The sequence below is a fragment of the Streptomyces sp. NPDC059900 genome, assembly GCF_050270335.1.
GTDB lineage: Bacteria > Actinomycetota > Actinomycetes > Streptomycetales > Streptomycetaceae > Streptomyces.
In genome coordinates this window covers 39,788-59,842 of record NZ_JBNNJZ010000008.1, presented here as the reverse complement: position 1 = coordinate 59,842, position 20,055 = coordinate 39,788, and the positions used below count along the sequence as shown (strand labels likewise).

At 68.8% G+C, this 20,055-nt stretch carries 18 protein-coding genes and 1 tRNA gene; 11 read left to right on the top strand and 8 right to left on the bottom strand.

The features are described 5' to 3' along the window. The first annotated feature begins 166 nt into the window (after positions 1-166). Both ACQKIP_RS03005 and ACQKIP_RS03000 read left to right on the top strand, forming a co-directional pair. On the top strand, positions 167-700 hold the full coding sequence (locus ACQKIP_RS03005; protein ID WP_365859350.1) for a peptidylprolyl isomerase: 534 nt from the start codon (positions 167-169) through the stop codon (positions 698-700). A gap of 116 nt (positions 701-816) precedes the next feature. Beyond that, positions 817-1,710, top strand: a complete 894-nt coding sequence (locus ACQKIP_RS03000; RefSeq protein ID WP_365859348.1) for a rhomboid family intramembrane serine protease — start codon at positions 817-819, stop codon at positions 1,708-1,710. 339 nt (positions 1,711-2,049) lie between these two features. Here ACQKIP_RS03000 and crgA read toward each other — a convergent pair whose 3' ends face one another. Beyond that, complete coding sequence (gene crgA / locus ACQKIP_RS02995) at positions 2,050-2,304, bottom strand: cell division protein CrgA (RefSeq protein ID WP_160506128.1); 255 nt, start codon at positions 2,302-2,304, stop codon at positions 2,050-2,052. 92 nt (positions 2,305-2,396) lie between these two features. Between crgA and ACQKIP_RS02990 the strand changes: the two genes are divergently transcribed. The 5 genes from ACQKIP_RS02990 to ACQKIP_RS02970 all read left to right on the top strand — a co-directional run bounded on the left by ACQKIP_RS02990 (position 2,397) and on the right by ACQKIP_RS02970 (position 6,863). Further along, positions 2,397-3,167: a DUF881 domain-containing protein gene (locus tag ACQKIP_RS02990; protein ID WP_365859346.1), complete on the top strand. Its 771-nt coding sequence runs from the start codon at positions 2,397-2,399 to the stop codon at positions 3,165-3,167. A 22-nt stretch (positions 3,168-3,189) separates the two neighbouring features. Next, on the top strand, positions 3,190-3,885 hold the full coding sequence (locus tag ACQKIP_RS02985; RefSeq protein WP_365859344.1) for a class E sortase: 696 nt from the start codon (positions 3,190-3,192) through the stop codon (positions 3,883-3,885). Positions 3,886-4,083: 198 nt separating this feature from the next. Further along, a complete protein-coding gene (locus ACQKIP_RS02980) occupies positions 4,084-4,737 on the top strand; it encodes an aminodeoxychorismate/anthranilate synthase component II (protein ID WP_365859342.1) in 654 nt (217 codons plus the stop codon). After that, the gene (locus tag ACQKIP_RS02975; RefSeq protein WP_365859340.1) at positions 4,734-6,080 is read left to right on the top strand and encodes a class E sortase; all 1,347 of its coding nucleotides are present in this window, start codon (positions 4,734-4,736) and stop codon (positions 6,078-6,080) included. Before ACQKIP_RS02980 ends, ACQKIP_RS02975 begins: the two co-directional genes overlap by 4 nt. Before the next feature lie 24 nt (positions 6,081-6,104). Continuing rightward, a complete protein-coding gene (locus ACQKIP_RS02970) occupies positions 6,105-6,863 on the top strand; it encodes a class E sortase (RefSeq protein WP_365859338.1) in 759 nt (252 codons plus the stop codon). Positions 6,864-6,982: 119 nt separating this feature from the next. On the opposite strand, the gene pknB is transcribed toward ACQKIP_RS02970, so the two are convergent. The 6 genes from pknB to ACQKIP_RS02940 form a co-directional block, all read right to left on the bottom strand. Beyond that, entirely contained in the window at positions 6,983-8,980 is a 1,998-nt protein-coding gene (pknB, locus tag ACQKIP_RS02965; RefSeq protein WP_365859336.1) for a Stk1 family PASTA domain-containing Ser/Thr kinase, read from the bottom strand. 168 nt (positions 8,981-9,148) lie between these two features. After that, positions 9,149-10,606 carry a peptidoglycan D,D-transpeptidase FtsI family protein gene (locus ACQKIP_RS02960; RefSeq protein WP_365859333.1) on the bottom strand — a complete coding sequence of 486 codons (1,458 nt, stop codon included), beginning with the start codon at positions 10,604-10,606 and terminating at the stop codon, positions 9,149-9,151. Further along, positions 10,603-12,027 carry an FtsW/RodA/SpoVE family cell cycle protein gene (locus ACQKIP_RS02955; protein WP_365859331.1) on the bottom strand — a complete coding sequence of 475 codons (1,425 nt, stop codon included), beginning with the start codon at positions 12,025-12,027 and terminating at the stop codon, positions 10,603-10,605. Before ACQKIP_RS02955 ends, ACQKIP_RS02960 begins: the two co-directional genes overlap by 4 nt. A 26-nt stretch (positions 12,028-12,053) precedes the next feature. Next, positions 12,054-13,592 (bottom strand): Stp1/IreP family PP2C-type Ser/Thr phosphatase, encoded by a 1,539-nt coding sequence (locus tag ACQKIP_RS02950; RefSeq protein ID WP_365859329.1) that lies wholly within the window; start codon positions 13,590-13,592, stop codon positions 12,054-12,056. Between the two features lie 131 nt (positions 13,593-13,723). Beyond that, positions 13,724-14,248 (bottom strand): FHA domain-containing protein FhaB/FipA, encoded by a 525-nt coding sequence (locus tag ACQKIP_RS02945; protein ID WP_361200297.1) that lies wholly within the window; start codon positions 14,246-14,248, stop codon positions 13,724-13,726. A 10-nt stretch (positions 14,249-14,258) separates the two neighbouring features. Then, entirely contained in the window at positions 14,259-15,155 is an 897-nt protein-coding gene (locus ACQKIP_RS02940) for a DUF3662 and FHA domain-containing protein (protein ID WP_365859327.1), read from the bottom strand. A gap of 425 nt (positions 15,156-15,580) precedes the next feature. Between ACQKIP_RS02940 and ACQKIP_RS02935 the strand changes: the two genes are divergently transcribed. The 4 genes from ACQKIP_RS02935 to ACQKIP_RS02920 all read left to right on the top strand — a co-directional run bounded on the left by ACQKIP_RS02935 (position 15,581) and on the right by ACQKIP_RS02920 (position 18,804). Beyond that, positions 15,581-15,667 (top strand) — tRNA-Leu (locus ACQKIP_RS02935). 276 nt (positions 15,668-15,943) lie between these two features. After that, positions 15,944-17,395, top strand: a complete 1,452-nt coding sequence (locus tag ACQKIP_RS02930) for a DUF2252 domain-containing protein (protein ID WP_365859325.1) — start codon at positions 15,944-15,946, stop codon at positions 17,393-17,395. A 78-nt stretch (positions 17,396-17,473) separates the two neighbouring features. Further along, the gene (locus ACQKIP_RS02925; RefSeq protein WP_365859323.1) at positions 17,474-18,352 is read left to right on the top strand and encodes a hypothetical protein; all 879 of its coding nucleotides are present in this window, start codon (positions 17,474-17,476) and stop codon (positions 18,350-18,352) included. A gap of 104 nt (positions 18,353-18,456) precedes the next feature. Beyond that, a complete protein-coding gene (locus ACQKIP_RS02920; RefSeq protein ID WP_365859321.1) occupies positions 18,457-18,804 on the top strand; it encodes a rhodanese-like domain-containing protein in 348 nt (115 codons plus the stop codon). A 30-nt stretch (positions 18,805-18,834) separates the two neighbouring features. Here ACQKIP_RS02920 and ACQKIP_RS02915 read toward each other — a convergent pair whose 3' ends face one another. Continuing rightward, positions 18,835-19,968 (bottom strand): acyl-CoA dehydrogenase family protein, encoded by a 1,134-nt coding sequence (locus ACQKIP_RS02915; RefSeq protein ID WP_365859319.1) that lies wholly within the window; start codon positions 19,966-19,968, stop codon positions 18,835-18,837. Positions 19,969-20,055 lie beyond the last annotated feature (87 nt).

Genomic DNA, 20,055 nt, shown 5'->3' with positions numbered 1-20,055 from the left:
CATCCGGGTGCTTCCGGGTGCCATGAATTTGATCAAATCGGTACAAGGAGAGTTCTTCGCCGACAATGCCACGGATCGTCGCGGCGCGCTCCCACTCGGTGACTACTCGTCCCAATCCGGTCCGTGGGAGTATCAGGACGTCACAGAAGACAACGGAAGGCAGACCGTGGCCGAGCAGCTCTACGCCACCCTCAAGACCAACCGCGGCGACATCGAGGTGCTGCTGCACCCCAACCACACGCCGAAGACGGTCAAGAACTTCGTCGAGCTCGCTCAGGGCGGGCGCGAGTGGGTCAACCCGGAGACCGGCCAGAAGACCACGGACCGGCTCTACGACGGGACGATCTTCCACCGCGTCATCAGCGGCTTCATGATCCAGGGCGGCGACCCGCTGGGCAACGGCACGGGCGGTCCGGGGTACGAGTTCGAGGACGAGTTCCACCCCGACCTCGCCTTCGACAAGCCCTACCTGCTGGCCATGGCGAACGCGGGTCCGGGCACCAACGGCTCCCAGTTCTTCGTGACGGTCTCGCCGACCGCCTGGCTCACCCGCAAGCACACCATCTTCGGTGAGGTCACGAACGACGCGAGCCGGAAGGTCGTCGACGAGATCGCGGCCACACAGACCAACCCGCGCACCGACCGCCCGGTGAACGACGTGGTCATCGAGTCGGTCGTCATCGAAACCCGCGACGCCTGACACCGGCCCACCCCGCGAGGGAACCAAACCGCCCCGCCCATCCGTAAGGAAGGGCGGGGCGGTGCGTTCGCCACGCGCGCGTAGCTGTGCCTTCGTACGGACATTGAGGGGACCCCATGGACCAGGCACCCGGCAGCCCGCAGGGGCCACAGGACGCATCGAACCTGCCCGGCTGCTACCGGCATCCGGACCGCGAGACGGGCATCAGCTGCACCCGCTGCGAGCGCCCCATCTGCCCGGAGTGCATGATCAGCGCCTCGGTGGGCTTCCAGTGCCCCGAGTGCGTGCGCGAGGGCTCGGGCACCGGGCACCCGCCCGAGGCCAGCCGGCCGCGCACCATCGCGGGCGGCTCGATCGCCGCGGACCCGCGCCTGGTCACCAAGATCCTGGTCGCGATAAATGTCCTCGTGTTCATCGCGATCCAGGTGAACGACCGGCTCGTCGGCGATCTCGCCCTGATCGGTGAGTGGCCGCCCTATCCGTACGCGCCGACCGAGGGCGTCGCCGAAGGCCAGTGGTACCGCCTGGTCACGTCCATGTTCGCGCACCAGGAGATCTGGCATATCGCGTTCAACATGCTGGGTCTGTGGTGGCTCGGCGGCCCGCTGGAAGCCGCGCTCGGCCGCGCCCGCTATCTCGCGCTCTACCTGCTCTCCGGTCTGGCCGGCAGCGCGCTCACCTATGTTCTCGTCGGCGCGAGCGAGGCCTCGCTCGGGGCCTCCGGAGCGATCTTCGGTCTGCTCGGCGCCACCGCCGTCCTGATGCGGCGCCTGAACTACGACATGCGTCCGGTCATCGCGCTGCTCGCGCTGAACCTGCTCTTCACCTTCACCTGGAGCGGCATCGCCTGGCAGGCGCACGTCGGCGGCCTGGTCGCCGGTGTCGCGATCGCGTACGGGATGGTGCACGCGCCCCGCGAGCGGCGGGCGCTCGTGCAGTGGGGGACCTGTGCCGTGGTGTTGATCGTGGTCCTGGCGACCGTGGTCGTCAGGACCGCCCAGCTCGGCTGAGGCCTGCCCCGGGCTCTGACCGGCGGAAGTGCCGTTCGGAGCCCTGTGAAGTCACCCGAAGCTCACAGTTGTCCACAGCGTGTGCCGAATCTTGTGCATGCTGTGGGGAACAACTGTGCCCCTTGTCGCTGACCTGGGTTTACCCAGGAAGGACAAGGGGCCAGTAGCCACTCGGATGTCGATCTGCCAGTCACACCGGCGTCAACGTCACGAGGGTTATCCACAGATCGTCTTTCTTTTCCCCAGTTCGGTCCCCAGTGTGGATAGCGCTGTGGATAACTCAGGGCAAGGCTTGCTTCCCGCCGCCGTGGCAGCTCGCTCACAGCCGGTGGAACAGCGCTACTTCCACTGCGTGGAGACGCCGAACCCGGCGGCGATGAAGCCGAAGCCGACCACGATGTTCCAGTTGCCCAGCGGGTCGATCGGCAGCTTCCCGTCGGTGACGTAGAAGACGACGATCCAGGCGAGCCCGATGAGGAACATCGCTAGCATCACCGGCGCCACCCAGCTGCGGCTGGTCAGCTTGATGTTCGTCGCCTTCTTCGCGGGCGGCGTGTAATCGTCGGCCTTCTTGCGGATCCGTGACTTCGGCACGAGGGTCTCTCCTGTCGATACGGGGAGCTGAGCCCTCCCCCGGGCGTCCGTTAGCGTAGTGCTTCCGCGGCGCTGAAGGAGATAAGGGTACGTTGAGCAATTCTGCCGACTCCCCCGCAGGTCCGGGTCGACGTCCACGCTGGCGGCCGGTCCGGCTGCTCACGGCCGCCGTTTTCGCGCTCGCGGGCCTCATCTTCTTCACCAGCTTCAACACGGCCAAGGGCACGAACATCCGCACCGACGCCTCCCTGCTGAAGCTCTCGGACCTGATCGAGGAGCGCAGCCACAAGAACGGCAAGCTCGACGAGTCCAACGGCTCCCTGCGCGACGAAGTCGAGTCCCTGGCCGAGCGCGACAACGGCGGCACGAAGGCCGACGACGCACGGCTCAAGGCCCTGGAGAAGAACGCGGGCACCAAGAAGCTCAGCGGTGAGGCCGTCTCCGTCACCCTCGCCGACGCCCCGCCGAACGCCACCGCCAAGCTCCCCGGCTACCCCGAGCCCCAGCCCAACGATCTGGTCATCCACCAGCAGGACCTCCAGGCCGTGGTCAACGCGCTCTGGCAGGGCGGCGCCGAGGGCATCAAGGTCATGGACCAGCGGCTCATCTCCACCAGCGCCGTCCGCTGCGTGGGCAACACCCTGATCCTCCAGGGCCGCGTCTACTCGCCGCCGTACAAGGTGACGGCCGTCGGTGACCCGGAGAAGCTCAAGACGGCGCTCGCCGCGTCCCCGGAGATCCAGAACTACATGCTGTACGTCAACGCGTACGGCCTCGGCTGGAAAGTCGACGACGACGGGGCGATGACTCTTCCCGGCTACTCGGGCACAGTGGATCTCCACTACGCGAAGCCCGTGGAGTAAGCCGCTGGGGGACCCTGTGTCGGTGCGAGTGCTCGTCAGGACGTTCAGCGAACTGTGCATCACCGTCGGCACGCTGATCGTGCTCTTCGTGGTGTACGTCCTGTTCTGGACCGGCGTGAAGGCCGACAACGCCATGGACAGCCAGATCGACGATCTCCAGGAGCGGTGGGCGCAGGGTTCGGTGCCCGCGCAGACGGACGGCGGCGGGTCCGCGGAGGCGTCCTCTCCGAAGAAGCCCGCCCCCTACGAGGACGGCAAGCCCTTCGCCGTCATGTACATCCCGCGCTTTGGTTTCACGTGGAACAAGCCGGTGCTCGAAGGCACGGGGACCGGCATCCTGAAGAAGGGACTCGGCCACTACGGGGACACCGCGCAGCTCGGCCAGCGCGGCAACTTCTCCGTGGCGGGCCATCGCCGCACCTACGGAGACCCGTTCAAGGACTTCCCGAAGCTGCGCCCGAACGACCCCGTGGTCCTGACCGACGGCACCACATGGTTCACGTACCGCATCGACAAGAAGCCCTACAAGACGCTGCCCGGCGACATCGGCGTCATCGACGCCGTTCCGCGCAAGTCGGGGTTCGACGGTCCGGGCCGTTACCTCACACTTACGACCTGTGAGCCAGAGTGGGGCCACAGCCACCGGTTGATCGTCTGGGCGCACCTCGATGCCACCCAGCCCGTCGAGGCCGGGAAACCAGAGGCACTGCGCCGTTAGTCTGGTGCCGTACGGCTACGGAAGGGACGGCATGTACGGCTGGATCTGGCGGCATCTGCCGGGAAACGCATGGGTTAGGGCGCTGCTTTCGCTGATGCTCGTCTTCGCTGTGGTCTACGTGCTCTTCCAGTACGTCTTCCCCTGGGCCGAGCCGCTGCTTCCCTTCAACGACGTGACGGTGGACGGCCAGTGAGCGCAGTGAGCACCGAAGAGCGCCCCCGCCGCATCCTCGTCGTCGACAACTACGACAGCTTCGTCTTCAACCTCGTCCAGTACCTCTACCAGCTGGGTGCGGAGTGCGAGGTCGTGCGCAACGACGAGGTCGAGCTGCGCCACGCGCAGGACGGCTTCGACGGCGTCCTGCTGTCGCCCGGCCCCGGCACGCCCGAGCAGGCAGGCGTCTGCGTCGACATGGTGCGGCACTGCGCCGGCACCGGGGTGCCCGTGTTCGGCGTCTGCCTCGGCATGCAGTCGATGGCGGTGGCGTACGGCGGCGTGGTGGACCGGGCTCCCGAGCTGCTGCACGGCAAGACGTCCCCCGTGGTGCACGAGGGCAAGGGCGTCTTCGCCGGTCTCCCGTCGCCGTTCATCGCGACGCGCTACCACTCGCTCGCCGCCGAGCCGGCGACGGTTCCGGCCGAGCTCGAGGTGACCGCGCGTACGGAGGACGGCATCATCATGGGCCTGCGCCACCGTGAACTGCTGGTCGAGGGCGTTCAGTTCCACCCCGAGTCCGTGCTCACCGAGCACGGCCACCGCATGCTCGCCAACTGGCTGGTGGAGTGCGGGGACGCCGGGGCGGTCGGTCGGTCGAGTGGTCTTGCCCCGGTGGTGGGCAGGGCCACGGCGTGACCGCCTTGCGCCCCGAGCGCGATTCCTCCGGCCTTCCGTACGACGACCAGTACGCGTCGTACGGGGAGTCAGGGGCGTCTGAGGAGCTCGGGGCGTTCGAAGCGGCCGTCGACCACCTCGCCGATCCGCTGACCGATCCGCTGCCGGGTCAGCATCCTTCGCCGTGGTTCCGCAGCGGGGCCGCCGAGCCGGAGCCGGTACCTCAGCCGGAGCAGCCGCTGGAGCAGGAGTGGTACGACCCCGCGGGGTACGCCCGCGACTGGCACGGGGTGCGGGAGCCGACGTACGAGGAGCTGTACGGCGCGTACGCCCCTCAGCAGCCGTCCCCGGCGTACGAACCGGCCTCTGCGGCGTACGAGCCGATACCCGAGGCCGCGCAGCAGCCGCAGCCGCAGCCCCAGTCACACCCGCAGCCCCAGTCACAGCCCCAGCCTCCGGTCGACGACGAGACGGTAGGGCTGCGGACGTCCGACACGCGCCGAATACTCGACCCGGACACCGGCCCAGAAGGCGACTCGGACCCCGGACAGGAGCGCCCCGCGGAAGGCGGACGGGCCGCCCGCCGCAAAGCCGCCAGGAAGGGCGCCTCACGCGCCGCCACGAGCCCTGCGGCAGCATCGGCCGCCCCTCTCTCCCGCGTGGAGGCCCGCCGCGCCGAGCGCGCCCGCAGGCCCTCCGCCGGCGCCGTGCTGAGCCGGGGAATCGGCGAACTGTTCATCACCGTGGGCGTACTGATGCTGCTCTTCGTCACGTACCAGCTGTGGTGGACCAACGTCCGCGCCCATCAGCAGGCCAACGGAGCCGCCAGTGACCTCCAGGAGGAGTGGGCGAAGGGCAAGGGCAAGCCGGGCGCCTTCGAGCCGGGGCAGGGCTTCGCGCTCCTGCACATCCCGCGCCTCGACGTGGTGGTGCCGATCGCCGAGGGCATCGACAAGTCGAAGGTCCTGGACCGCGGCATGGTCGGCCACTACAACGAGGGCGCCACCAAGACGCCCATGCCGGACGCCGAGAAGGGCAACTTCGCGGTCGCCGGGCACCGCAACACCCACGGTGAGCCGTTCCGGTACATCAACCGGCTCGAACCGGGCGATCCCATCATCGTGGAGACGCAGGACAAGTACTTCGTCTACAAGATGGCGAGCATCCTGCCGCAGACCCAGCCCAGCAACACGTCGGTGATCGGTCCTGTCCCTCCGGGGTCGGGCTTCACCAAAGAGGGCCGGTACATCACACTGACCACCTGCACCCCGGAATTCACGAGTAAGTATCGAATGATCGTCTGGGGCAAGATGGTCGAGGAACGACCGCGCAGCAAGGGCAAACCGAGCGCGCTCGTCAATTAGCACGGTGAGAACGGGGCGGAACCAGTGGCAGCCACGACCGACAACGACGAGGAGCAGACCGAGGAGCGGTCGAGGGAGCAGGCCGACAAGCCCGCGCCCTCCCGCACACCACGGCCACGGGGACGCGGCCCCATCGCCACGGCGGTCAGCGTCTTCGGCGAACTCCTCATCACCGCGGGCCTGGTGCTCGGCCTCTTCGTCGTCTACTCCCTGTGGTGGACCAACGTCGTCGCGGACCGCGAGGCGCACAAGCAGGGCGACAAGGTGCGCGACCGCTGGGCGGGCGGCCCGGGGGCACTGAACACCAAGGACGGCATCGGCTTCCTCCACGTCCCCGCGATGGGCGGCGAGATCCTGGTGACCAAGGGCACGAGCAGCAAGGTGCTCAACCACGGTGTCGCGGGCTACTACGAGGACCCGATCAAGTCGGCTCTCCCGCAGGACAAGGAAGGCAACTTCACGCTGGCCGCGCACCGCGACGGGCACGGCGCGAAGTTCCACAAGATCGACAAGATCAAGAAGGGCGACGCGATCGTCTTCGAGTCGCGGGACAAGTGGTACGTCTACAAGGTGTACTCGACGCTCCCCGAGACCTCGAAGTACAACGTGAACGTCCTGAACCCGGTCCCGAAGGAATCGGGCGCCAAGAAGCCGGGCCGCTACATCACCCTGACGACGTGCACGCCGGTCTACACGTCCAACTACCGCTACGTGGTCTGGGGCGAGCTGGAGCGCATCGAAAAGGTCGACAACAAGCGCACACCGCCGGCCGAGCTGAACTGAGGCCGCGGCCCCGCACGGAAAGAGCCCGGGACACGGAAAGAGCCCCGGACAACGCCTGCTCGGCGTAGTCCGGGGCTCTTCTCGTACCGCAGTAAGTACTGCGGGCCGGCCGACCGGGGTCAGTCCTCGTCGTTGCGGGAGGAGAAGCCCGTGGCGCCTTCGATGAAGCCGCCGCCTCCTCCGTTGCCCCCGCCGTTGTCGCCCTGGTTCCCGCCTGCCGTGGTCAGGTTGACCGCGCTGCCGGGTTCGACCTCTTCGTTGGCGCCGGGCTGGGAGAGGACCACGAGGGCGTCGTCGTCCTGCGGGCCCTGGATGTTGCCGACCGTCAGACCCGCGTCCTCGATGGCCTTGCGGGCGTCCTTGAGCTTCTGGCCGGTGAGGGTCGGCACGGTGGCCTTCTCGGCCTTCTTGGCGACCTTCAGCGTGACCGTGGAGTTCGGGTCGGCCTGGGTCTGCGGGGCGAGGCTCTGCGAGATGACCTTGCCGGGTTCGACCGAGTTGCTCTCCTCTTCCTCGCACACACCGATGAGGTCGTTGGTCTTCAGCTGGGCCTTGGCCTCTTCGCAGGTCTTGCCGCTGACGTCGGGGACCGTGGACTTCGCGGCCTCCTTGGCGACGTCCAGGGTGATGGTGCTGCCCTTCTGGACCTCGGTACCGGACGTCGGGTCCTGCTCGAGGACCTCACCGGGGGTCTCGGGGGACTCCACCTGCTTGGGCTCGACCTTGAACCGGTACTTGGGGCTCTCGAGCTTGTCGGTGGCCTTGTCGATGTCCAGACCGATGACGCTCGGCACAGCCACCTTCGGCGCCCCCGTGGACACCGTCACGTTGATCGTGTCGCCCTTTTTGACCGAGGCGTTCGCGCCCGGGGTCTGGGCGCAGATCTCGCCCTTCGGGTACTTCTCGCACGGCTTGTGCTCGGAGTCGTCGAGGACGAGGTCCACGTTCTTGGCCGACTTCTTCGCGTCGGCGAGCTTCTCGCCGACGAAGTTGGGGGCCTTGATCGAATCGCTGCCGCCGCTCCCGGTGAACGCCCACTTCCCGATCAGGATCGCGCCCACCAGGACGAGGAGACCCGCGACCACCAGCAGGATCGTGGAGGTGTTGCTCTTCTTCGGGCGGCGGCGCGAATGGTCGTCGTAGCCGTCGTCCGGGCCGACCGGCGGCATCATCGACGTCTGGCCGCCGCCGTTCTGCGGGCGCAGCATCGCCGTCTGCTGGTCGTCCGGATGGCCTCCGTAGCCGACCGCGCCCATGGCGGCGGTGGCCTGGACGGGCTGGCCGTCGAGGCAGGCCTCGATGTCGGCGCGCATCTCGTCGGCCGACTGGTAGCGGTAGTCCGGGTCCTTGGTGAGGGCCTTCAGGACGATGGCGTCCATCTCCGGCGTGATCTCGCCGTCGAAGACGCTGGGGGCCTGCGGCTCTTCCCGTACGTGCTGGTAGGCCACCGCGACCGGGGAGTCGCCCACGAACGGCGGGCGGACGGTGAGGAGCTCGTAGAGCAGGCAGCCGGTCGAGTAGAGGTCGCTTCGCGCGTCCACCTGCTCGCCCTTGGCCTGCTCCGGCGAGAGGTACTGCGCGGTGCCGATGACCGCCGCCGTCTGCGTCATCGTCATGCCGGAGTCGCCCATGGCGCGGGCGATGCCGAAGTCCATGACCTTGACTTGGCCGTTGCGCGTCAGCATGACGTTCGCGGGCTTGATGTCGCGGTGGACGATGCCGTTGCGGTGCGAGTACTCCAGGGCCTGGAGGATGCCGATGGTCATCTCCATGGCGCGCTCGGGCAGCAGCTTGCGCCCGGAGTGCAGCAGCTCACGAAGGGTGGACCCGTCGACGTACTCCATCACGATGTACGGGATGGAGACCCCGTCCACGTAGTCCTCGCCGGTGTCGTAGACCGCGACGATCGCAGGATGGTTGAGCGAGGCGGCCGACTGGGCCTCGCGGCGGAACCGGGCCTGGAATGACGGATCACGCGCGAGGTCGACCCGCAGCGTCTTCACCGCCACGGTGCGTCCGAGCCGGGTGTCGTGCGCGAGGTAGACCTCCGCCATCCCGCCTCGGCCGAGCACCTGGCCCAGCTCGTACCGCCCGCCGAGGCGACGCGGCTCTTCCATAGCTATTCCAGCCCTCTCCGTCAGTCCTGACCGCACCCTTGTGTGGTCCGGCGGTGTGCTGTCCGGGCATACCGTACCCGGCTCGCCTTACGAGACCCGGCCGCCACCGTCACCCGATACAGGACCGGTATCGCAACGTGCACTGATGTGAAGAAGCCGTGACGCGGGTCACTTCTTGCTGTCGAGAACCGCCTGCATCACGTCCTTGGCGATGGGCGCGGCCAGACCGCCACCGGAGATGTCGTCACGGCCGGCCTTGCTGTCCTCGACGACCACCGCGACGGCCACCGGCGAACCGGAGTCGGTCTTGGCGTAGCTGATGAACCAGGCGTAGGGGTTCTCGCTGTTGTCGACGCCGTGCTGGGCCGTACCGGTCTTGCCGCCGACGGTGACACCGGGGATCTTGGCGTTCGTGCCGGTGCCCTCGCTGACGACCGTCTCCATCATGTCCTGGAGCTTCTGCGCGTTCTCCTCGGAGAGCGGCTCGCTCATCTCCTTGGGCGCGTGCTTCTCGATCACGTCCAGGTTCGGCGCCTGGAGCTCGCTGACCATGTACGGCTCCATCAGCTTGCCGTCATTGGCGATGGCCGAGGCGACCATGGCCATCTGGAGCGGCGTCGCGGCCGTCTCGAACTGGCCGATGGAGGACAGCGCGGTCTGCGGCCGGTCCATCTTCTCGGGGAAGACGGAGGCGTTCGAACGGACCGGCACGAACTGCTCTTCGTTGAAGCCGAACTTCTCGGCCGTCTCGAGCATCTTGTCCTTGCCGAGGTCCGAGCCGATCTTGCCGAAGACGGTGTTGCAGGACACCCGCAGTGCCTGACGCAGCGAGGCGTTCTTGCAGGGGATGTTGCCCTCGTTCGGCAGCGGCTGCGTGGTGTCGGGCATCGTCCAGGGCAGCGGGGACTTGGTGGGCGCGTCGATGTCGTCGTACAGACCGTGCTCCAGGGCCGCCGCGGCGGTCACCGCCTTGAAGGTGGAGCCCGGCGGGTACGTCTCGCGCAGCGCGCGATTGAGCATCGGCTTGTCTTTGTCCTTGTCCAGCTTCTGGAAGGCCTTGCCGTCGGCACCGGCGAAGGTGGAGGGGTCGTACGACGGAGCGGAGGCCAGCGCCAGGATCGCGCCGGTGGACGGGTCGATCGCGGCGACCGCACCCTTGCCGCGGCCCTTGAGGCCGTCGTACGCGGCCTTCTGCGCCGCGGAGTTGAGGGTCGTGACGACGTTGCCGCCCTCCTTCTTCTCGCCGGTCAGCATGTCCAGGCTGCGGCGGAAGAAGAGACGGTCGTCGTTACCGGTCAGGATGCCGTCCTCGATGGACTCCAGCTGGGTCGCGCCGACGCTCTGCGACGCGAAGCCGGTGACCGGGGACCACATGGAGCCGTTCGAGTACGTCCGCTGGTACTTGAGGTCGTTGCCGTCGCCCGACTCCTTGGAGCCCGTGACCGGCTTGCCGTTCACGATGATGTTGCCGCGCGGGGTGCCGTACCGCTCGATGGTGACGCGGCGGTTCTTCTCGTCCTTGGCGAGGGTGTCGGCCTGGACGTACTGGAGCCAGTTGTCCCGGACGATCAGGGCAAGGATGAGGAACCCGCAGAAGACCGCGATCCGGCGCAGGGGCTTGTTCACGGTCGGACCACCTGGGTCATCTCGGCGTCAGGGTTCGGTGCAGGGGTCGGCGCCGGTCGGCGCGCGGTATCGCTGATGCGGATGAGGATTCCGATCAGCGCCCAGTTGGCGATCACCGACGAACCGCCGTACGCCAGGAAGGGCATGGTCATACCCGTCAGCGGGATGAGGCTCATGACGCCGCCGGCGACCACGAAGACCTGGATGGCGAAGGCGCCGGACAGGCCGATCGCGAGGAGCTTGCCGAACGGGTCGCGCGCGGCGAGGGCGGTGCGCACACCGCGCTCCACGATCAGGCCGTAGATCAGCAGGATCGCCATGATCCCGGCGAGGCCGAGTTCCTCGCCGAACGTGGCGAGGATGAAGTCCGAGTTGGCGGCGAACTTGATCAGGTCGGAGTTGCCCTGGCCGAGGCCGGTGCCGAGCGTGCCGCCGGAGCCGAAGGCCCACAGGGCCTGCATCGCCTGCTCGGAGTGGCCGACCACGCCCTGCTGGCTCAGCGTGTACTCGCGCATGGGGTCGAGCCATGCGTCGACGCGCTGCTTGACGTGCGGCTCGAAGGAGGCGACGCCGACCGCGCCGACCGCGGACATCAGCAGACCGAACACGATCCAGCTGGTGCGCTCCGTGGCGACGTACAGCATGACGACGAACATGCCGAAGAACAGCAGGGACGTACCGAGGTCGGTCTCGAAGACGAGGATCAGGATCGAGATGATCCAGACGACGACGATGGGTCCCAGGTCACGGCCACGCGGCAGGTAGAGGCCCATGAAGCGGCGGCTGGCCAGGGCCAGGGCGTCGCGCTTCACCATGAGGTAGCCCGCGAAGAAGATCGCGATGACGATCTTCGCGAACTCACCGGGCTGGATGGAGAATCCGCCGACGCGGATCCAGATCTTGGCGCCGAACACGTTCATGCCGAGGCCGGGGACCAGGGGCAGCAGCAGCAGGATGATCGCGCCGACCATCGAAATGTACGTATAGCGCTGAAGGACGCGGTGGTCCTTGAGCAGGATCAGCACGCCGACGAACAGGGCGATGCCGATCGCGGAGTACATGAGCTGGTTCGGCGCGGCGGCGCTGAAGTTGGGCAGCTGCTGCAACCGCTTCGACTGGTCGAGCCGCCAGATGACGACCAGACCGAGACCGTTGAGCAGCGTGGCCAGGGGCAGCAGCAGAGGATCGGCGTACGGCGCGAACTTGCGCACCACGAAGTGCGAGACGCCGGCCAGGAGACCGAGCCCTGCTCCGTACCCGAGCATGCCCGTGGGCAGCTCGCCGTCGATCGCGAGACCTACGTTGATGTAGGCGAACAGCGGGATGACGACGGCGAACGCGAGGAGCGCGAGCTCGGTGTTGCGCCTGCTCGGCGCCCCGATCGCGCCGATGGTCGACGTGTGTGTAGTGCTACTGCTCATGGCGTGCAAAGGCCCCCAACGGCTGCTTACTGCTTACCGCACAGTGGGACCAGCTTCTCCTCGTCCTCGGACAAGCTGGGGCCGGGTGTGGGAGTCGGTGCGGTCGTGGACTTGTTCTTGTCGGTCGATTCGTTCTTGTCGTTCTTGTCCGCCGGGTCGGTCGGATCGTCGCTGGGAGCCTTGGCCGCCAGACCGGTGGTGCCGCCCGCCTCGCCCTCGCCGGGCTTGGCGTTCTCACGCTCGGCCTTGCGGCGCTCGGCGTCCTTCTCGCAGGCCGACGCCTGCAGACTGAGCTCCTTGATCTTGCTCTTGGCGTCGTCGAGGTTGCCCTCGGCAATGGTCGCCTCGACCTGCTTGCGCTGGTACGGCGGCAGGTACTTGAGTTCGATCTTGGGGTAGTCCTCCTCGACCTTCGACAGGCTGACCCATGCCAGGTCCTGGTCGATACCGCGGTAGAGGGCGACGTTCTGTTCGTTCGTGCCTACGAAGTACTGGGTCTGGGTCCAGCGGTAGCCGCCGTACAGGCCGCCGCCGATGACCGCCAGGGCGAGCACGGTGTAGAGCGATCTCTTGAGCCACTTGCGGCCGCCGCGGGGCTTCACGAAGTCTTCGTCGCTGTAGGCGCCGAAGTTCGACTCGGGGACGTACCCCGTCGTGTCACCGCTGCCGGGCGGCCCGAAGCCGCCGCCCGAGGGCTGCGGGGGCACCGGACGGCCGAGGCCGGACGCGCGGCCCGCGGGGGTCTGCATGGCGCCGTCGTCCTGCGCCTGGAGCTGGTTCTCGGCGACCGCGCCGACGACCACGGGGGTGTCGGAGAGCTGTCCGGCGAGGGTGTCGCCGCTGTCGATGTCCAGGACATCGGCGACGATCACCGTGATGTTGTCGGGGCCGCCGCCGCGCAGCGCGAGCTGGATGAGCTCCTGCACGGTCTCCTGGGGGCCCTGGTAGCTCGCGAGGGTGTCTTCCATCGTCTGGTGCGAGACGACGCCGGAGAGACCGTCCGAGCAGATCAAGTAGCGGTCGCCGGAGCGGACTTCACGGATGGAGAGGTCCGGCTCGACGTGCTCGCCACTGCCGAGCGCGCGCATCAGCAAGGAGCGCTGCGGGTGGGTGGTGGCTTCCTCTTCGGTGATCCGGCCCTCGTCGACCAGCCGCTGCACCCAGGTGTGGTCCTGGGTGATCTGCGTCAGGACGCCGTCCCGCAGGAGATAGGCGCGGGAGTCGCCGACGTGCACGAGGCCGAGGCGCTGACCGGTCCACAGCAGGGCGGTCAGGGTGGTCCCCATGCCCTCGAGCTGGGGGTCCTCCTCGACCATCAGGCGCAGTTGGTCGTTGGCGCGCTGCACGGCGGTGCCGAGCGACGTGAGGATGTCCGATCCCGGTACGTCGTCGTCGAGGGTGACGAGCGTCGAGATCACCTCGGAGCTCGCCACCTCACCCGCGGCCTGGCCCCCCATGCCGTCGGCGATCGCGAGGAGACGCGGACCGGCATAGCCGGAGTCCTCGTTCCCCTCCCGGATCATGCCTTTGTGCGATCCGGCGGCGAAGCGCAAAGACAGACTCATGCGCACCTCGCCCGTCGGCTCCGGGTACATCCGCACGGTGCCCACCCTCCGGTCGGGAGCGCGCCGGCGTCCAGTGCCTGGACCGCCGTTTCGGCTCGCTCGCTCCGCTCGCGCTCTGTCATGACGTAGTACTACTTCCGCAGCTCGATGACGGTCTTGCCGATGCGGATCGGCGCGCCCAGCGGAACGGGCGTCGGGGTGGTGAGTCGGGTCCGGTCGAGATACGTGCCGTTGGTGGACCCGAGATCCTCGACGATCCACTGGCCGTCACGGTCCGGGTAGATCCTGGCATGCCTGCTTGACGCGTAGTCGTCGTCGAGCACGATCGTCGAATCGTGTGCCCTGCCCAGCGAGATCGTCTGGCCCTGGAGGGCGACCGTCGTGCCCGCGAGGATCCCTTCGGAGACGACCAGCTTGCTGGGGGCGCCGCGGCGCTGCCGCCCGCCGCCCTGCTGCTGGCGCTGGGCAGGCGGTGCGGCCGCCTGCTGTTGCTGGCGAGCGGCCTGCTGCGGTCGCGCGTTCTCACGGCGCGAACCGCGCTGTGTGACGCGCGTACCGAACAGGTCGCTGCGGATGACCTGGACGGCCACGATCACGAACAGCCACAGAACGGCTAGGAAACCCAGCCGCATGACCGTCAGGGTCAGCTCTGACATTGCCCCCGCTTCACCCTTCGGCTTGCCGGTAAACGATGGTGGTTTGGCCCACGACGATCCGCGAGCCGTCGCGGAGCGTAGCGCGGGTGGTGTGCTGCCCGTCTACCACGATGCCGTTGGTAGACCCGAGATCCTGGATCGTCGAGGGCGTTCCGGTCCGGATCTCACAGTGCCGGCGCGATACGCCGGGGTCGTCGATCCGCACATCGGCGTCGGTGCTGCGTCCCAGCACCAGCGTCGGGCGGGAGATCTGATGGCGATTGCCGTTGATCTCGATCCAGCGCCGCACCTGAGCACCCGGAAGGGGCCCGGCGCCGGGCCCCTGGGGTCGGCTCGGAGCCGGTGAGGCGCCGCCGGGACGGCCGCCCGGGGGCGGCCCTGCGGGCATGGGGGGAGGCGCGTTGGAGGGCTGAGGGGGTTGCGGATAGCCGTAGCCGCCGCCTGCGCCGCCCGCGGGCGGCCTTGCGGGGCTGCCGTGACCGCCGCCGGGGCCCGAGGGGCCGGCGGGAGCGCGCTCGGGGCTCTGCGAGGTGCTGGACGCGAGCGTGCGGCTGCGCACTCGGTACAGACCCGTGTCGAGATCCTCGGCCTTCTCCAGGTGGACCTTGATGGGGCCCATGAAGCTGTACCGCTGCTGCTTGGCGTACTCGCGGACCATCCCGGAGAGCTCGTCGCCGAGCTGTCCCGAGTAGGGGCTCAGACGCTCGAAGTCGGGCGCGCTGAGCTCCACGATGAAGTCATTGGGAACGACGGTCCGCTCGCGGTTCCAGATCGTCGCGTTGTTGTCGCACTCGCGCTGCAGGGCGCCGGCGATCTCGACGGGCTGGACCTCGGACTTGAACACCTTGGCGAAGGTGCCGTTGACGAGACCTTCGAGTCGCTGCTCGAACTTCTTCATGACTCCCATGGGGCACCTCCTCCGTCGTAGTCATCCTGGTACTGCTTACTGATCGTATCCACGCGCCGGGAAATCGGCTGGTTCCCCCTGTCCGCCCAGTCGATGAGTGTCGCCTCTCACAAGGCATGCCCGCACCAGGGTTCCGGGATCCTTCCGGGCTCCTCTCGGGCTCCTTCAACAGGGATCGTAGAGGGGGCCTGATTCCAGTGTCCCGCACCCGCGTGCGGAGCTTGGCCGCGTACGGCGGAAGTCGGTCGGTCCGGCCCTCTTCTGTCCGGCTTCTCTCCGGATCACCTGGGCAGGTGCCCCCGAATACGGATGTGAATCCACCCGCCGCAGCGTGCTAATCTTCTGGATGTCGGAAGGCGCCGCACCACACAGTGTTCGCACACAGTGTGTGCACGAAGCGGTGAGGGGCCTGGGACAACACCCATGCGCGGGTGGCGGAATAGGCAGACGCGCTGGATTCAGGTTCCAGTGCCCGAAAGGGCGTGGGGGTTCAACTCCCCCCTCGCGCACCATGTGGAGCGGGTCTCCACCAGGATGAAAGTCCTGGTGGGGGCCCGCTTCTCGTTGTGTCTGCGGTGCTTGCGGTGCCTGCGGTGCTTGTGCGGGCGGTTTGGCGCCGGGGGCCGGCTCACGGTGATGTATGTCACCGGCGTCCGGTCGGGGCGCCGGTTTGTCCACAGGCTGTGGGTTGTCCACAGGCTCTGACGTGTTTCGGCGCCCGGCGGTACCTTCATGCCAGGTGGGGCCAGGGAATGCCTGCCTGTGCGGTCCGGACGGTGGGGGATGTCATGGCGGGGATCAACGGTGCGCGGCTGCCGTACGTGAAGGGGTTCGCGGAGTGGGGCTCCGGGGAGTCTGCGGGGGCTTCTGAAGCGGGGGCTTCGGGGGCTTCGCCGAAGCGGGAGGGCAAGGCGCTGCGGGCGCGCGTCAGCCGTGCCTCGCACGAGTGGTTCGCCGAGGACGACGGCCGCCCCGATCCGGTCGAAGCCGTGGAGGAGACCAACCGCAGCAGGCTCCCCGAGCTGACGCCGATCCGCGCGGGCAGGATGGCCGCTTCCCCGTTCGCCTTCCTGCGCGGTGCGGCGGGCCTGATGGCGTACGACCTCGCGCGCACCCCTGCCACGGGGATAGGCGCCCAGATATGCGGTGACGCGCACGCGGCGAACTTCGGCCTGTACGCGGACGCGCGGGGCGGGCTCGTCATGGATCTGAACGACTTCGACGAGACGGTGCACGGCCCCTGGGAGTGGGACGTGAAGCGGCTCGCGGCCTCCCTCGTGCTCGCGGGGCGCGAGGCGGGGGCGAGCGAGGACGTCTGCAGGGAGGCCGCGTTCGACGCGGTGGGGGCGTATCGCCGCACGATGCGGCTGCTCGCGAAGCTGCCCGCGCTCGACGCGTGGAACGCCATCGCGGACGAGGAGTTGGTCTCGTACACGGACGCCCGGGATCTGCTCGGCACCCTGGAGACCGTCTCCGAGAAGGCCCGGCACAACACGAGCGCCCGGTTCGCCGCCAAGTCGACCGAGCGCGTCGGGGACGAGGGCGGCCGCGCGGGGCTTCGGCGCTTCGTCGACGCACCTCCGGTCCTGCGGCGGATACCGGACGCGGAGGCCACCGAGGTCGCCTGCGCGCTCGAGGACTACGTGGGCACGCTGTCCGAGGACCGGCTGCCGCTGATCGCGCGGTACGCGATCCAGGACGTGGCGTTCCGCGTCGTGGGCACGGGCAGCGTGGGGCTGCGGTCCTACGTCGTGCTGCTCCTCGACCACCGGGGCGAGCCGCTGGTGCTCCAGGTCAAGGAGGCCCGGCCATCCGTCCTGCTCCCGCATCTGCCCACGGCGGGCTTCGAGGTGCCCGAGGTGGCACATGAGGGGCATCGGGTGGTGCTCGGGCAGAAGCGGATGCAGGTGGTCAGCGACTTCCTCCTCGGGTGGACGACGGTGGCCGGACGGGCCTTCCAGGTACGGCAGTTCAGGAACCGCAAGGGCAGCGTGGACCCGGCGGCGCTGGCCGCCGACCAGATCGACGACTACGGCCGGATGACCGGAGCCCTGCTGGCCCGCGCCCACGCGCACAGCGCCGACCCGCGGCTGATCGCGGGCTACGTCGGCAAGAACGACGAGCTGGACACGGCGGTGGCGGCGTTCGCGGTGGCGTACGCGAACCGGACGGAGGCGGACCACGGGGAGCTGGTGCGAGCGGTCAAGGAGGGTCGGGTCGCCGCGGAGGCGGGGGTGTGAGGGGAGGGCCGCGCCGGGGCCGTGCGGCGGGGGATGCCATGCGGGCGGGGCCGTGTCGCGGTGGCCTACGCTGGACGGGTGACGACCCCGGAAACCGAGCCGACGCAGCCCAAGACGCCTGATCCTGATCCCGTGACCGCCGGTCGCGAAGCTCCTGACGGGGCGGCGGGGCAGGGGGGCGCCGCGCGGCCCGAGGAACGCCTCGAGAAGGCGGTCCGGGCGGCCGAGCAGGCGCTGATCGAGTACGAGATCGCCGTCGAGACGTTCCGGGTCGAGGTGGAGAACTTCTCCCGGCTGCATCATCAGAAGCTCGGCCCGATGTACGCACGCCTCGACGAGCTGGACGCGGAGATCGCCGAAGCCCTCGCGGCCCGCACCGGCGACCCGGAGGACCGGCGCAAGGCGGACGAGGCGCGGGCCCGGGTCATGCCGATGCCGGGTGTCGAGGAGCTGTTCCACGGCTGGATGGACGGCGACGGTCTGTATCCGGAAGCCGCCGCGATGCTGACGGACCAGTCGGTGCGGCCGCCGCAGCGGGTGCGGCCCAGCGACGAGGCCCGCAAGCTCTACCGCGAGCTCGTCCGCAAGTCCCACCCCGACCTGGCGCAGGACGACCGGGAGCGCGGCCGCCGGGACGAGTTCATCACGCGGGTGAACGCCGCCTATGCCCGTGGTGACGAGGCCCTCCTGCGGGAGCTGTCCGAGGAGTGGGCCGCAGGCCCCGTGCCCGAGCAGCAGTGGCCGAACAAGAGCGAAGAGCTCTACGCACGCCTGGAGTGGCTCTCCCAGCGCAAGGAACTGCTCACCGTGGTCGCGCAGGAGCTGGAAGAAGGGGCGATCGGCGCGATGCTGCGGATGGCGCCGGACGATCCGGACCAGCTCCTGGACGAGATCGCCGAGCAGCTGCTCGCGCAGGTCACCGAGCGCGAGGCCGAGCTCGCGCGGCTGACCTCCTAGCCGACCCCTCGGAGGTAGCCGGCCCTCGGACGTCGTTGCCCCGTCGGACGTCGTTGACCCCTTGGGCGTCGTTGACCCCTTGGGCGGTCGGGTAGCGTCGGGGCATGGCTTTCGGATCTCACGTGCCCACGGTCGGTGTCGGCGACCTCGCCGGCGACGACTTTCTCCTTGACGTCCGCGAGGACGAGGAATGGCAGGCGGGCCACGCCGCGGGTGCGCTGCACATCCCGATGAGCGAGTTCGTCGCACGCTTCGGCGAGCTGACCGAGGCCGCCCCGCAGGACGGCAAGGTCAACGTCATCTGCCGGGTCGGCGGGCGCTCGGCGCAGGTCGCCATGTACCTCGTCCAGCAGGGGATCGACGCCGTGAACGTCGACGGCGGCATGCAGAGCTGGGAGGCCGCGGGCCGGCCCGTCGTCGACGACAAGGGCCAGCCGGGCACCGTGGTCTAGCTCTTCGGGTGGGTCAGCCGAGCGGGTGGGTCAGCCGAGCGGGTGGGCGGCGAGCAGGTCGCCCAGGGTCTCCTCGTGCGCCGCTGCCGGGCCGAGGGACAGCTCCAGATGCTTGGCCCACGCGTGGTAGCGGTGCAGGGGATAGTCGGTGTCTGATCCGAAGCCGCCGTGCAGATGCTGGGCCGTCTGCACGACCCTGCGTACGCCCTCCGACGCCCAGATCTTGGCGACGGCGACATCCCCCGTGGCGGGCAGGGCGCCGCTCGCACCGGTGCTGATGCGCCAGGCGGCCTGCCAGAGGGTGGCCTCCATCGCGCGCAGGTCGATGTAACGGTCGGCCGCCTGCACCGCCACGGCCTGGAAGGTGGCGACGGGGAAGCCGAACTGCTCGCGCTTGCCGGTGTATTCGCTGGTCATGGCCAGCACCGCCTCGCCGAGGCCGAGGGCGAGGGCGCAGGTCCCGGTGGTGAGCAGATCGCGCAGCCACTCCCGGGCTCCGTCGGCCTCGATGACGTCGCCGCCGCCGATCCGTACGGAACTCAGGCTGAGCTCGCCGAGGCGCTCACCGCTCGTGGACACCTGCTCGGCGAGGCCGAGGCCTTGGATCTCGCGGGGGACCACCGCGATGACGGACCTGCCGGCGGAGGTGTGGGCGGGCACCATGATGTGGTCGGCGCTCTGGGCCCAGGGCACAGCCGTCTGTGTGCCGTCGAGCAGCCAGTCGTCGCCGTCCTGCCGTGCGGTGACGGAGAGTTCGGCCGGGTCGTGCCCGCTGCGGCCGTTCGCCGCGACGGTCAGGACGAGTTCTCCGCGGGCGGCCTTCGGCAGGATCCGCTGCTTCAACTCCGCGCTGCCGTACGTCTGCACGGCATACGCTGCCGCACCGCTCTCCAGGAGCGGGACCCTGGCGAGCTTCCTCGCGGACTCGCGCAGGACAAGGCAGAGCGCGGTGGCATCCAGGCCCGCACCGCCGTACTCGGGGTCGAGGAGCAGGCTCAGCAGGTCGGCCGCGGCGAGTTTGGCCCACAGCGCGCGGTCGAAGTCCTCCGCGACGGCGCCCGGTACGAGGGCGGGGCTCGGCACTCCGTCGGCGGCGACGGAGGCGAAGAGCGCCTTCGCCGCCTCGACGGCCGCCTGCTGTTCCTCGGTGAAGGTGAAGTCCACTGCTTGTCCTCCCGTGCACCGGCCCGACTGCTCTGTCTCTCCCGCCCGCTGTTTCTGACGGGCCGTCAAGATAGAACAGGTTCTACA